Source organism: Marinomonas pontica, assembly GCF_026191375.1.
GTDB lineage: Bacteria > Pseudomonadota > Gammaproteobacteria > Pseudomonadales > Marinomonadaceae > Marinomonas > Marinomonas pontica.
The window spans coordinates 1-13101 of sequence record NZ_JAODTL010000047.1; the positions used below are offsets into that span (position 1 = coordinate 1).

Below are 13101 nucleotides of genomic sequence, written 5' to 3' on the forward strand. Positions count from 1 at the left end.
TGTGTCGTAACGTGTTTTCACAATTCCCGACGCTTTGATGGTGGCAGAATAGCTGCCTGTGTTGGTGGTCATGGTTGAAATTTCGATGGCTTGTTCCGGTGTCGCGGGCCGCGGTGTTTGCACTCTGTTTTTTTGTGCTTCGATGGCGCCGGTCACATAAACGTACACGCCAGCTATTGCAGCACCAGCCAATAATAACGTGATCCATTGTGAAAGATGTTTCATTAAGATTTTACTCCAAGACCGAGTGCGAGCCCTAAATCGACTCTGTTTGATAGGTGCTGATAAATTAAGTCGTCTAATTGCGCTTCTAAATCAAACGCGGTGGTTTGCGCACTGATTAGGTCGTTTAATTCGACTAAACCGGTACGGTATTTTTTCTCGTACTGTTTGAGGTTCTTTTGTGAGCTGGCTAAGGCCTCGGTTATGTGGCGTACCTGTTGCGATAACACTCGCTCTTGTCCCAAGGTATTTTCCACTTCATTGACCGCGGTAAGTAGAGTGTCTCGATAATCTTGATAAGCTTGAGCGGTTTCCAGTTTGGCTATTTCTGCTGCGGCTTTGAGCTGACCACCTTGGTAAAGAGGTTGGGTGATTTGAGCGAGCAAAGACCAGATAGGAGAGCCAAACAAGGCCGCACTTGGTGAGGCTGCGGATTCGCTCAGCGTGGCGCTTAAGCTGATGCTGGGAAGCATGTCTTTATAGGCGACCGATGTGCTTAAGTCGGCGGCTTCAATCGCTAAATACGCGGCTTTCAGGTCAGGGCGGCGTTGTAAGTTTTGTTGGGGAAAGTCATGCAGACTCAGGCTAACAGCGGGATATTGTGCGTTGGTCACAAAGCTCGGTAGGGAGGTTTCACCCAGATAAAGCTGCAAATTGCGTATTTCGATGGCAAGGTCTTCTTTGTACTCGATCAAATCGGCTTTGGATTGAGAAGTCGAGGTACGTGATTCGTCCATTTCTTCTAACGTGCCAAGGCCATTTTTAAAGCGTTTGAGAATGAGCTTTTCGTTGGCTTCTAACAGCGCAAGTCGCTTTTGTTCGATTTCGATGGCGTGTTGCTTTGCGGTGATTGCAAGCCACGTTTTAATGACGTTGGCCACGAGAGTGTCTCGGCTGGCTTGGTACAGCGCTTCGTCGCTGGCCAGTGATTTGGCGGCGGCTTGTTCGGACTGTGCCAGTTTTTGCCACAAATCGGCTTCCCAACTGATGCTTAGGCTGGCTTTGTAGCTGGTGTCACTGCCCTCGGACTTACTGCCAGAGAACCCCGCTTCGACACTAGGGAGAGAATCGCCGTGTTGACTTTTTATGCTCCACAAGCTGGCCTGTAAGGTGAGTTGTGTTTTTTGCAAACTGGGGTTGGCTTGCAATGCGTTGGTGATGAGGTTGTCTAATTGGGCATCTTGGATGAGATCGGTTAAGTAGCTTGCGGGAGCAACGTTATCCATAGTCTGCCATTGAGAGGTTTTCGATTTGCTCACCGTGTCGAGTTCGCTTTGCGCTAAGTCTGCGTAGTTTTCACGTTCTTGTGACGCACTGCAAGCTGTTAGCAACAGGCTTAGACAGAGTAATGTGGGAGGTAAAAAAGACCGTTTTAGCATTCAATGTGTCCTGATAACAAGGTCCGATTCGAGTCGTATTTATACGCTACATTTGATTTTTTGGTGAGCGCGATTTTTGAATTATTGCGTTTTTGGTTTAAGGCATTAAGTGTATTTTCGTTTCTTTACATTTCATCGGCGCTTTACACATTAAGGGGCTAAAACGGTCTTTATTATCCCGTCTTGGTACGTTGTTCTAAACCAAGCAAAATCGCGGCCAAGGTTTTGATGGCCCATTCTCTTTTTCTTTGCTTTGTTCGCTGAAATTCAGTCGGAAACAATTGCGATATTTTCCCGTAGCTGAAAATAATGGACCGGGTGCAAACCCTACACCTTCTTCGCGACAGCGTTCTACTAAGGCCACACTGTCGATATTGGGGGTGAGTTCCACCCACAAAATAAAGCTGCCGGCAGGGTAGCTGACTCTTGTGTCGCTGGGAAAATAGGTTTTGATGGCCTTGAGTAAGTGGTCTCGCTGTTGTTCGTAGTTTTGTCTCATTTGGCGTATGTGTTTTGCGTAACCACCAAGGCGAATGAATTTAGCGATGGCCAGTTGGGGTAACACAGGGCACATAGAGCTGCTGACGTACTTTACGTGGGTGACCTTGTCTCGGTAGCGACCAGGGGCAATCCAACCAACTCGCATACCAGGGGCAATCGTTTTAGAAAACGATGAACACAGCAAGACACGGCCATCTTCATCAAACGATTTGATGGTTTTCGGGCGAGGGAATTGATAAGAAATGTCACCGTAAATATCGTCTTCAATGATGGCAATGTCGTAACTTTGAGCCAATCGATAGAGTTGCTCTTTTTTGTCGTCTGGCATGCTATAACCCATTGGGTTGTTGCAGGTTGGTGTGACAAAAATGGCTTTTATCGGCCATTGATCCAATGCCAGTTCTAGTGCTTCTAAACTAATGCCTGTTTCAGGGTGAGTTGGGATTTCCATCGCTTTTAGGTTAGCGGCTTTTATGGCCTGCATGGACCCATAAAAACTGGGCGATTCAATGGCAATAATGTCACCGGGTTCTGTTACCGCACGAAGGCAGACAGATAGCGCTTCTTGGCAGCCTGAGGTGACCACTAAATCGTCTGGATGAAGCTGGCACCCTGACGCAACGGTAAGACGACAAAGTTGAGTCCGTAATTCTTCCGAACCGCGAATATCGGCGTAGCCCAGTCCGAGTTCAGGTTTTTGTTTCGTAAGATCGGACAAGGTTTTCAACAAAGGCTTCAATGTTGGGGCTTTCATGTCGGGCATTGCATGTTGCAACTGCACGCCTTTATTGCCGCTGCGATTCATCAGCATGTTGAGCACTTCTTCCCATTGAGAGACTTCTAAAGGACGCTGTGGCGGTCTTGAAATGCTGGGGAGATTGTCTTTCTTACGAGCACAGACAAAGTAGCCCGACTTAGGTCTTGCTTCAACCAAGAACTCTTGTTCCAGTTGTCGATAGGCTTCTTGCACGGTCGAAATGCTCACGCCATGCTCCTGTGCAAGCTGTCTGACCGAAGGCAGTTTATCACCTGCTTTATAAAAATCGTGTTCTATGTGCTCGCGTAAACGGTTTGCAAGATTTTGATAAAGTGTCATGGCGTGAATTGAATCCTGTCGCTAAAAAGTAATCTGTATTGATAGTATGGTGTTTCAAATAGGAATTAACCATACAGTTATGGGTTTGTTATCCCATACAGATGCAATATTCGCAATCTGTATGAATCATGAAGCGAGTTTCTGAATCTGTATTGTTTGTTTTACTTCTTCTAAAGTATTTACTCATACACAAAGCGCTGTTTCATCAGACTGCGTTGGGTGTAAATCGACGGATAAATAAGGAGAAGGTCATGTTAGTAATTAGTTTATTTGTGTGTATTCAACAAAGTGTGGAACGTTTTCAAACTCGCCGAAAATTGGCACGCTTAACCATTCAGCAATTAAACGACATTGGCATGACCAAAGAACGCCAATATGAAGAGATTTCCCGTGCCACTATAAAAGGGTTGTGGTGTGATGTTGTATTATTGATGAAACAGAAAGGAAGGACGTTATGATCGATGTGTCATTTTTCTTGGCGTTGGCTATGTTTGCTTTTGTGACATCAGTGACGCCCGGTCCGAATAATATTATGTTGTTGGCTTCTGGGGCGCAGTTTGGTTTTCGTAGAACCTTGCCGCATATGTTGGGCATTGTCTTAGGCGTGGCGAGTTTACTCTTGTCTACCTTGCTTGGTCTTGGTGCTCTATTTACCTTGTATCCGCCTTTATACAGTGTGCTGAAGTGGCTGGGTTGTGCGTATTTATTGTGGCTAGCATGGAAAATTGGCAGTGCACCTGTAGGGTCATTGGACAATAAAACGTCCGGTCGCAAGAAATCCGCTTCGGCTCCGATGCGCTGGTGGCAAGCGTTGCTGTTTCAATATGTGAATCCCAAAGCGTGGATGATGGCAATTGGTTGTGTGAGCACCTTTGCCATCGCTGGGGATCTGTATGTGCTGTCTGGTTTTTGGATTATTGTTTTGTTCGCGGCGGTTGGCTTTCCTGCTATTTCGATGTGGGCTTGGGCGGGTATCAAAATACGCCAGTGGCTCACCGACGAAAAACGCCAACGTGGTTTTAATTTGGTCATGGGATTGGCGACGGCGTCGACCTTGTTGTTAATCGTGGGACATTAGTGATGGGTAGGGAGTAACGGTGACAGACACGCTGGAAAAAAGCGCCACACCCAAAAACAGCGTATGGAGTCTTTATATGATAAAGACGCGAATGAATACGCTGTATACCGGCATAAGCACCGATGTGAATCGGCGCTTTTCGGAGCACTCAGGAAGCAGTAAACGAGGGGCCCGTTACCTTCGCGGAAAAGGCCCGTTGGAGCTGGTTTGGTCTGAGGTTGTTGGCTCTAAAGGGGATGCGTTGGTGTTGGAATATCAAGTCAAAAAGCTCAATCGTCGTCAGAAGCAAAGTTTGATTGAAGGGAGCATGGAGCTGCAGTCTTTGCGTAACCATCCCAATGAATAAAGTCGCCGATCTGTGCTTGTTTTTCGGGGGAATCATTCGTAGCATGTCACCTACTGGGTAATGGCTTGCAATGGGAGGCAAGGAGCTATGATTAGTCACATTGACCACATCGTATTAACCGTAGCGGACATAGACAGGGCTGTTGTGTTTTACGAGACTGTTCTGAAACTGAAGTCGGTTACCTTTGCGAATGGACGAAAAGCCGTGCAGTTTGGTCAACAAAAAATCAATTTCCAGTTGCTTGGGCAAGAGTTGCGCAATCACGCCATGGAAGGGGCGGGGGATGTGTGTCTCATTTCCGATTGGCCGCTTGACGATGTAATCGCACATCTAAAAGCCAATAAAGTCGCCATTTTAGAAGGACCTGTGAGCAAGTCTGGTGCGCAAGGCCCTATCCAATCTGTCTATTTTAATGACCCTGACAATAACCTCATTGAAATCAGCGTGTATGACACAAAAAACGACTCCGCTAGCGATGAGACAGACACTGAGTAACCGCGCCTTTTACAGCCAAATAGCGTTTTTCTTCGTATACCCCAAAGCCCTGTAACTGTCTCGCTTTTACCTTAGTAAAAATAGGTTGGGTAAGTCCCGTTAAAAAACGAGTGATTAGCACCGGGGTAATGTCTGTCATAGGGCTTTTGGTTTGAACGTGTTGAATAAATTCAGCGCAATATTCCGCTAGTCTATTTTTCCAATCGTTCGATTCAGCTTCTGAAGCGGTATGAGATTGGGCAAAGGTCAATGGTTTTTCCTCGACAGACTGAGCAATGCCCACAGTGTTCGGGGGCGTTTTGATCACCAAAATAGCGTGCCAAATTGTGATTCAAACAACGATCTAATTGAAAAAAACGTATCATGGTGGCGATACGTTCAATTTCTGCGTTTTGTTTTTCTTCGGTATATTGATGCAGTTGGTTTGCTAATGTTTGATGATGAAAATGCTCTGTGTGGACTTGATATACGTCCGTTAACCCTTTGCTTTCTAGGGTCAAAACATGGTGGTCGGCAGCGAATTCCAAGATGTTTAACACCTCACCTCGTGATAATCCCGCGTCGTTAAACAGTGCGTCAAAATCGGGCGTTCCCCAGATTTTCTTATATTGAATGCCCTTTAAAATCGCTTGGTACGCCGCTTGCCATTCAGTTGGAATGCGATTTGCGAACGCTGTGCGGTCGCCTTCCCACTTAACACGAACTTCGGCGTAGTAGGTGTATTTTGGCGTGATCACGTTCAAAAGCTCCAGTTGTACGAGCAGTGTTTTTAGCGGCAGCGAACGAATGTTTGTCAGGTTGGATAAAGCATACGGCTGCGTTTCCCATATCGCATTGGAAGCATCATAGTGAACCGGAGCGTGAGTTGTTTGTTCTGTGATGCTTTTGAGAAGTCTGTCGATATCTTGCGGTTCAGGTGTATCACCATAAACAAAGTTTTCTAATGTGCTTAAGCCTTCTAAGCTGGCCAATAATACGCAGCGACTGGGTTGATTATCGCGTCCTGCTCGGCCGATTTCTTGGCTGTAGTTTTCTATGGATTTGGGCAGATCAAAATGCACGACCAAGCGAATGTCGGATTTATCAATGCCCATGCCAAACGCAATGGTTGCGACAATAATACGCGTTTGGCTGGTTGTGTCTTTGTCGTTCATAAAACGGGCTTGAATTGCGCTTCGTGTGTCGCTGTCCAGCCCCGCATGATACGCCATGGCAGAATAGCCGTCGGCTTGTAAAGCGCGCGCCACATCCTCCGCCGTTTTTTGCTGTGTGACGTACACAATGCTTGCCCCTTGAGTATCGTCTAATGTGGTTTTTAACTGGTTCAGCTTTTCTTCGTACGGATTTACATCGCTTGGAATGGAGATAAGCTCTATGTCCAAATTATGACGGTAAAAGCCAGTTTGAGTGATGTGTTCAGGATGAATGGCAAACTTCTGCGCCATGTCTCGTTGAACACGACGAGTGGCTGTGGCGGTCAGTAATAACACCAACGGAATGGCGAGTTCCTGTTGGTAAGAGGGCAGTTTCAAATAATCCGGTCTGAAATTGTGTCCCCATTCCGAAATGCAGTGCGCCTCATCCACAACTAACATGGAAATAGCAATGTGTTTAATAAAGCGTCGAAAGCGTTCGTTTTTGAAGCGTTCAACGGAGATCATTAAAATTTTAATCGATCCGTCTTGGACACCGGACATGACAGCCTGACTTTCTTCTTTGCTTTGGCTGGAGTCTAAACACGCCGCAGGGATTCCTTTCGAGGCTAAAAATGACAGCTGATCGTGCATGAGCGCAATTAAAGGCGATATCACCAGCGTTAAGTTAGGCAATTGCGTTGCTGTGAACTGATAACACAGGGATTTGCCCGATCCTGTAGGGAAAACCGCCAATGAAGAGTGGCCGGACAATAGCTGTTCAATGGTCTGTTTTTGTCCTTCTCGAAAAGCATCAAAGCCGAACTGAGAACGCAGAGTCTGTTCTAGAGGCATCATCGTGAAATATTCCCCCACTCTAATTCACAGCTTTTAAGCTCATTTAGGTGGTTGATCCAGTAATCTTCTGAGCCAAACCAACCAAATGCTTTTACAAACGCAGGGTCATGCCAGCGGCTTTGTAGCCACGCCGCATAACTGATGACTCGTACGCTTTTAAACACATCAATCAAATCCAGCTCGCGAGTATCGAACGCTTGGTAGGTTTCGTAACCTTCAATAATCTCACTCAGTTGTTGTCGCGGGTTTTCCGTTTGGGTTATGTGTAGCCACAAATCTTGAACAGCTATGCCACTTTGACAGTCATCGAAATCCAATAAATGAAATTGACCATTGTGTAGCATGAGATTGCTGCGATGACTGTCACCATGAATAGGGCGTAATTGGGCTGGCCAATATGCATTGATTCGAGTTTCACTGAGTGTTCTAAGCGTAGCCACTTGTTTCTTGTACAGTGGCTTGAGCTTTTCAGGCAGCTGCAATGCCTTTGGAAGTTCGGTGTTACCAAGCAATGTACTTCCCGTCAGGATTTGGTTCGCAGCAGTGTCCATTTGCTTCAAAGGTGAAACACGCAAACGTTCTTCAAAATGCGTTTCAGACAGGCCTTGATGTACTTGCCCAATCAGTTCGCCAAGTTGGTAAAGCTGGTCTAAATTGTCGGCTTCTGGGTGTTGACCGACCAGGCGAGGGTACAAGCAAAAATACATGCCGTTGTGATTCAGTAAGCTGTCACCCTTAAATTCCAACGGTGCCACCACCGGAATGCCCTTGGCTTTTAGTGCCAATAACGCGTGATGCTCTTCTCGAATTTGCGCTTCGCTCCAGCGCTCTGGGCGGTAAAATTTCGCAATAACCGGCGTGCTGTCTTCGATACCAATTTGGTACACACGGTTTTCGTAGCTGTTTAATGGATAAATACGTGAATCACTCCACAAACCGGTCGATTCTACGGCATCTAAAATGACGTCAGGAACAAGAGTCGAAAACGAATGGGTTGCCGTCATAATGAAGCTCTTTGGTATGGTGAAAATAGAGAAGCAACCTGTTAGCAAGATTGCTCTATTGGAAAATGGTCGATGACCTTAACGATGTGTCGCTATTATAGCAAGCCAAGGCGCTTTTTGAGCGTGTGTTTTTGTGCAGAAGAAAGCGCCGACGCATGACCAGATTTAATCAGGCGATTCCATTGTTTCCACGACTTGATGGCTTCACCCAGATGATCGCGAGCCAAATATTGCTGGATTTCAATACGGAAGGAATTCGAGATGGCGGCGGGGTTTGTTTTGCCAAATGAGCGAAGTCGTATCAGCGTGCGTTTAAATTTATCGGCCCATTTTGAATTGTCAGCGCCACTCGACATGAGATTGGTTAAGCATTTTAAGTATTCGTAATAATGTTCTACTTTTTCGTAATTGGTTTCACGGGTCAGTCGGATGACGCGGGAATAGGCTTGTTCAGCGGTTGCCCAGTCATTTAACTGAATGCTTATTTGCGCGAGTCGGATGGCTCGTTCGCTCGACCGGGGGAGACTTCCAGTACTTTGCTCAAAATGGTTTGCGCGTCGTTTAAATTTCCTTGGTCTTCGTGAGCGTCGGCCAGCAGATCGTAAGCGGATAAAAAATGCCGACTCAAACGGATGGTTTGTTCTAGTTTTGTGATTGCAGCAGCAACTGCGCCAAGTTTTAATTCACAAAGGGCAATGCCGTAGTGCGCCCAGGCTAAGTTTTTGTTTTTTAGAACGATCAACATGTAGTGATTTTTGGCGTCTTTATAGCGGCCACGGGCATAAAGCGATTCACCAATGATTTTTAGGCATTCACTGGCCAAATTTGGGTATTGCGCCATGATGGCTTTGGCCTGTGATTCCATGCCTTCAAAATCTTGATTTTTACGCGCGGCATTAATGCTTTCAAAGGTTTTCTTTTGTTTTTGAACGCGATCAAAACGTCGAAAAAATGCCGCAGGCGGAAACGGTTTGACTAAATAACTGTCTGGCTGATATTCGAGAACATTGACCACGCTTTCATAGGCCGTGTCGGCCGTTATCATAATAAAGATGGTGGAATGGTCTTGTGAATGGTTTTTACGAGAGGTTTCTAGAATTTGTTGTCCATCAATGCTGCCGCCGAGGTTGTAGTCGGATAACACGACATCGTATTGCTTTTCTAATATGCGTTTTATGGCGGATTGACCAGAAGGTTCGACATCTATGTTCGCGTAGCCAAGAGACGTCATGTAAGACTTTAACATGAGCCTCATTTCACCCAGATCTTCAATGATTAACACGCGTTTCTGTGAAGTATCAATCAATTCTTGGGGGATATTTTGGGTGCTTTCACTACTCAATGCCATTACATCCGACAACGCTACATCCTTACGTCACATGGTTACAATTCATTCTGTATGTGTATGTTTATAGCATGAGGAAAATGAAAACACTAAGGCTAATTTATCGGGCAAACTTTTCTATTTAAGGAAAGGCTAATATTTCTTTAAATATCAAATAGATGTTGTTTTGTATAAGAAATAGAGATTATAGAACGTGTCATTTTTGAATACTCCCCGCTTTTATGGTGAATGAAAAACGGGGAGTGTGAATCAGTTAATCGCGATGCAACGGATCGATTAATGAAGTAAATTGGCGGTTAAGACAAAAATGTCCATATAACCTTGGTCGCCATTAATCGGTTGAATGGGTTGCGCACTGTGGAAAAACTTCCGGTCGTTTAGAACTACAAATTCGCCTTTATCAAAGTCATGGCTGATCAAAGCCGGACTGTTTTTTCCTAAATGTACGTTGATGTTGCCACCTTGAATGTTATGGCGCTGCATAACGTAAATACCAATTCGGTCGAAGCCATCTTGGTGGACGCCTTCTGGTGCCACTTCTGCGCTTTTATGATCGGCAAAAATTCGTAATTGATGCACTTCAATTGGTGTGCCATCACTCACACTGGCCATCTTCTGAAAATATTGAAACAGCTCGATGAATGCTGGATCCGATACGGTATTGCCGTCTATTTCTTCGTATTGGCGCACCACATTTCCTTGGAAATGGTTGATGCTTTCATCCTGTACGAAAGCTTGCGTTGGAAGACGATGAAGAGCGCCTTGTTCAACCGTAAAGCGAGAATAGCGACGCAAACGAAACGCGCCGTCGGCGTAGGGGTTGGGAGGCAAACGATCAAAAGAAGGCGCGAGATGACTAACACTGTCAGAATTAAGTTGCCCAAGTTCTAGAAAGAAAGGCTCGGAGTCAAATTTGTTGTTGATCATGGCGTTTATCCTCATTGTCGTCGTTGGCAGATTGTGCGCAACGCGGTTGTTATTTTTATGTCGCTTCGTGAGCGTTTTTCTAGTGTAGTTGGAATTTATGAGAAAAACTTTGCTATTTATGTGCGGAAAAAGCGTTATAGAGAATAAAAAATTCTATTGTTTTGTATTTTGGGAATAATTTATTCAGTTTCGTGGACTGCATGAACGTTGGTACGAAAGGTGTTATTGGTTTTTGTCTCTGTTACGACTTTAGTCTTAGGCTTTTCGTTTTGTGTTGACCTGACAGGGATGCCGTTAAACACTAGAAAAATAAAAATTATAGGAAGGGAAAGGCGATGGTGTATTTCCAGTTTTGCGCTGTTTTAGGGCTTTTGGTGTTGTTTATTTCGGGCTATTTGCAAGGCTCGGTGTCGCCTTATTTTGCGCTGGCGGGGATCTTACTCAGTGGGTGTTTGCTCGTACTGCATTGGCGGCTTAGCAACGTGAAGTCGGCCAATCAAGACGTTGAAAACGGCTCAGAACACATGTCTTCTGCTTTGACAGACGTGAGCAAAAGTGTGACCCATGCGACGTCTAAAATGGCCATGGGGGCGGCTGAGGTCTCTCATTTCGTGGATACCCTTATGCAAGACATTCACTTAACGCGCGATGATAGCCAGCAAATTTCAAAAGCGGTAGAAATGCTGTCAGAAACGGGGCTCACTCTGTCGACAAATTTGGGGCAGTTGGCGCATACCATGACGGAAACGGCACAGTCCGAGCCACACAGCTCAAAGTGCATTGACACAGAGCGCGGATCAAATACATGAGCTAACAGGTAAGGTGCAAACGGCCAGTGAGCAGTTGGCCTTGTTAACCAAAAGTGCTGATGATATCGATAGCATCACGGCCGTGATTAAAGCAGTTTCTGAACAGACGAATCTGTTGGCCTTGAATGCGGCCATTGAAGCGGCTAGGGCTGGTGAGCAAGGTCGAGGTTTTGCGGTCGTCGCGGACGAAGTGCGCGCATTGGCGGCCAAAAGTGCGGATGCCTCTGAGCAAATTTCCAGTTTACTGGCGGATGTGCGCCGTAATAGCCAGTTGACGCATCATGAAATGTCGGCGTTAAAATCCCTTACTGAGTCCTTATCGAGTACATTGTTAGGAGAAACTCAGCGCTTTATTTCACTGACGGAAGAGGTACGACATGCTTCACAAGTGCTGTCAGAGGTAGAAAGTGCGGGGGAGGCACTGGGCGCAACCAGTACGCAAATAAATGGCTCAATTTCACGTATCAGTGGTTCTCTTAACGATATTTCCGAGCGCAGTGATCGTTTATCGAAAGAAGCCGCTGGGCTGAGTAATGGCGCAGAAGTGGTGTTCAGAGAGTTAGACAAAGTCGATCAGTCATTATTTTTCTCTGAGCTGCTGGCAGAAGCCAAAGCCTCGGCACTGGCGATAGGGCAAGTTTTTGAAACCGCGATTGAGAAAGGCGAATTGACTAAGCAGGCGGTGTTTTCTCGTGATTATCAACCAATCCGCAATACCAACCCACAGAAGTTCAGCACCGCTTATGATGCGTTTAGTGACCGTGCTTTTCCTGTCATTCAGGAAGCGGTTCTGGAAAAATACGACCAAGTGATGTTTGCGGGCGCCGTCGACGTGAATGGTTACTTTCCAACGCACAATAAAAAATTCAGTCAGCCGTTAAGTGGCGACTATGAAAAAGATTTGGTGAACAACCGCAGTAAGCGTATTTTCAACGACGCGACAGGCCGTCGTTGTGGTGCGCATACGGACAGCTTTTTACTGCAGACCTATAAACGCGATACAGGGGAGATTCTCCATGATCTTTCTGTGCCTATCTATGTTAATGGACAACATTGGGGTGGTTTCCGTATGGGATTTAAGTCGGTTTCCTAAAATACAGTGTGAATCAAGGTGAGTTATCTGTACTTGGTATTTGCTCAGTTCTGAGTCCTCAGATGCGCTATAGTGACGATCATTATTTCTTTATGGTGGTTGTGACGAATGAATGAATCGGACAGTGCGGAAAGCGGAATAAAGACACTCTTACCTTTTTTACGTCCTTATCGACGCCAAATGGTTTTGGCTTTGATTGCTTTGGTGGTGACCGCTGGCACTATGCTTAGCTTGGGTAAGGGCGTTCAATTTCTGATTGACCGTGGTTTGGCATCGGGTTCTGAAGCCGGTCTGACTCAGGCCTTGATGATATTCATTGGTTTGGTTTTTTTGTTGGGCATTGGCAGCTTCTGCCGCTTTATCTGGTGTCATGGATAGGTGAGCGCGTGGTGGCGGATATTCGCCAAGCGGTGTTTGCGCATCTGCTGACCTTATCTCCCTCTTTCTTCGAAGACAATTCTCCCAGCGAAATACAATCTCGCATCACATCCGATACCACACTGTTACAAAGCGTGATTGGTTCTTCTTTATCGATCGCTTTGCGCAGCAGTTTGATGCTAGTGGGTGGGATCTTATTCTTATTGGTAATGCATTTTAAACTCACGCTTATTTTGCTGACTTGTGTGCCTTTTGTCATTGTGCCTGTGGTGTATTTTGGACGACGAGTACGCCGACTCTCACGTGATAGCCAAGATGAAGTGGCTAATGTCGGGCGCTATTTATCACAAGCGCTGCGTCACATAAAAGTCGTGCAAGCTTTTACTCATGAAAAGCACGATGCACAGCGTTTTTCTGCCACAGTAGATCGCGCTTTT

At 45.9% G+C, this 13101-nt stretch carries 17 protein-coding genes; 9 read left to right on the top strand and 8 right to left on the bottom strand.

Going from position 1 to position 13101, the window contains the following annotated elements; all coding sequences use genetic code 11:
- From N5P32_RS12840 to N5P32_RS12850, 3 genes are all read right to left on the bottom strand, one after another.
- The coding region (locus N5P32_RS12840) for a hypothetical protein (RefSeq protein ID WP_265729436.1) at nucleotides 1-225 on the bottom strand (225 nt) is incomplete at its 3' end.
- Nucleotides 225-1601, bottom strand: coding sequence for a TolC family protein (locus N5P32_RS12845; RefSeq protein WP_265729437.1), 1377 nt, complete (start codon nucleotides 1599-1601; stop codon nucleotides 225-227). The genes N5P32_RS12840 and N5P32_RS12845, both read right to left, overlap by 1 nt.
- 196 nt (nucleotides 1602-1797) lie before the next feature.
- Nucleotides 1798-3198, bottom strand: coding sequence for an aminotransferase-like domain-containing protein (locus N5P32_RS12850; protein ID WP_265729438.1), 1401 nt, complete (start codon nucleotides 3196-3198; stop codon nucleotides 1798-1800).
- A 251-nt stretch (nucleotides 3199-3449) separates the two neighbouring features.
- Here N5P32_RS12850 and N5P32_RS12855 point away from each other — a divergent pair, with 251 nt between their 5' ends.
- The 4 genes from N5P32_RS12855 (at nucleotide 3450) to N5P32_RS12870 (ending at nucleotide 5117) form a co-directional block, all read left to right on the top strand.
- A complete protein-coding gene (locus tag N5P32_RS12855) occupies nucleotides 3450-3656 on the top strand; it encodes a DUF1127 domain-containing protein (protein WP_265729439.1) in 207 nt (68 codons plus the stop codon).
- Nucleotides 3653-4276, top strand: a complete 624-nt coding sequence (locus tag N5P32_RS12860; protein WP_265729440.1) for a LysE family translocator — start codon at nucleotides 3653-3655, stop codon at nucleotides 4274-4276. Before N5P32_RS12855 ends, N5P32_RS12860 begins: the two co-directional genes overlap by 4 nt.
- Before the next feature lie 76 nt (nucleotides 4277-4352).
- Nucleotides 4353-4622 (top strand): GIY-YIG nuclease family protein, encoded by a 270-nt coding sequence (locus tag N5P32_RS12865; RefSeq protein ID WP_265729441.1) that lies wholly within the window; start codon nucleotides 4353-4355, stop codon nucleotides 4620-4622.
- A gap of 87 nt (nucleotides 4623-4709) precedes the next feature.
- On the top strand, nucleotides 4710-5117 hold the full coding sequence (locus tag N5P32_RS12870; RefSeq protein WP_265729442.1) for a VOC family protein: 408 nt from the start codon (nucleotides 4710-4712) through the stop codon (nucleotides 5115-5117).
- Here N5P32_RS12870 and N5P32_RS12875 read toward each other — a convergent pair.
- Genes N5P32_RS12875 through N5P32_RS12885 form a run of 3 tightly spaced genes read right to left on the bottom strand, consistent with a single transcriptional unit; the run spans nucleotide 5092 to nucleotide 8112 of the window.
- On the bottom strand, nucleotides 5092-5367 hold the full coding sequence (locus tag N5P32_RS12875) for a hypothetical protein (protein WP_265729443.1): 276 nt from the start codon (nucleotides 5365-5367) through the stop codon (nucleotides 5092-5094). The two genes, N5P32_RS12870 and N5P32_RS12875, sit on opposite strands and share 26 nt — an antisense overlap.
- Nucleotides 5330-7108, bottom strand: a complete 1779-nt coding sequence (locus N5P32_RS12880) for a RecQ family ATP-dependent DNA helicase (RefSeq protein ID WP_265729444.1) — start codon at nucleotides 7106-7108, stop codon at nucleotides 5330-5332. Before N5P32_RS12880 ends, N5P32_RS12875 begins: the two co-directional genes overlap by 38 nt.
- Complete coding sequence (locus tag N5P32_RS12885; RefSeq protein WP_265729445.1) at nucleotides 7105-8112, bottom strand: serine/threonine protein kinase; 1008 nt, start codon at nucleotides 8110-8112, stop codon at nucleotides 7105-7107. The genes N5P32_RS12880 and N5P32_RS12885 overlap by 4 nt, the downstream gene beginning before the upstream one ends.
- 155 nt (nucleotides 8113-8267) lie before the next feature.
- On the opposite strand from N5P32_RS12885, the gene N5P32_RS12890 reads away from it, so the two are divergent.
- On the top strand, nucleotides 8268-8402 hold the full coding sequence (locus tag N5P32_RS12890) for a hypothetical protein (protein WP_265729446.1): 135 nt from the start codon (nucleotides 8268-8270) through the stop codon (nucleotides 8400-8402).
- 191 nt (nucleotides 8403-8593) lie between these two features.
- Here N5P32_RS12890 and N5P32_RS12895 read toward each other — a convergent pair whose 3' ends face one another.
- Nucleotides 8594-9472 (bottom strand): response regulator, encoded by an 879-nt coding sequence (locus N5P32_RS12895; RefSeq protein ID WP_265729447.1) that lies wholly within the window; start codon nucleotides 9470-9472, stop codon nucleotides 8594-8596.
- 261 nt (nucleotides 9473-9733) lie between these two features.
- Entirely contained in the window at nucleotides 9734-10384 is a 651-nt protein-coding gene (locus tag N5P32_RS12900; RefSeq protein WP_265729448.1) for a 2OG-Fe dioxygenase family protein, read from the bottom strand.
- 335 nt (nucleotides 10385-10719) lie between these two features.
- On the opposite strand from N5P32_RS12900, the gene N5P32_RS12905 reads away from it, so the two are divergent.
- From N5P32_RS12905 to N5P32_RS12920, 4 genes are all read left to right on the top strand, one after another.
- Nucleotides 10720-11193, top strand: coding sequence for a hypothetical protein (locus N5P32_RS12905; RefSeq protein ID WP_265729449.1), 474 nt, complete (start codon nucleotides 10720-10722; stop codon nucleotides 11191-11193).
- Nucleotides 11165-12286, top strand: coding sequence for a methyl-accepting chemotaxis protein (locus N5P32_RS12910; protein WP_322783871.1), 1122 nt, complete (start codon nucleotides 11165-11167; stop codon nucleotides 12284-12286). Before N5P32_RS12905 ends, N5P32_RS12910 begins: the two co-directional genes overlap by 29 nt.
- A 108-nt stretch (nucleotides 12287-12394) precedes the next feature.
- Entirely contained in the window at nucleotides 12395-12664 is a 270-nt protein-coding gene (locus tag N5P32_RS12915) for a hypothetical protein (RefSeq protein ID WP_265729450.1), read from the top strand.
- Nucleotides 12652-13101, top strand: a 450-nt coding sequence (locus tag N5P32_RS12920; protein WP_409371105.1) for an ABC transporter transmembrane domain-containing protein, incomplete at its 3' end; no start/stop codon positions are given. The genes N5P32_RS12915 and N5P32_RS12920, both read left to right, overlap by 13 nt.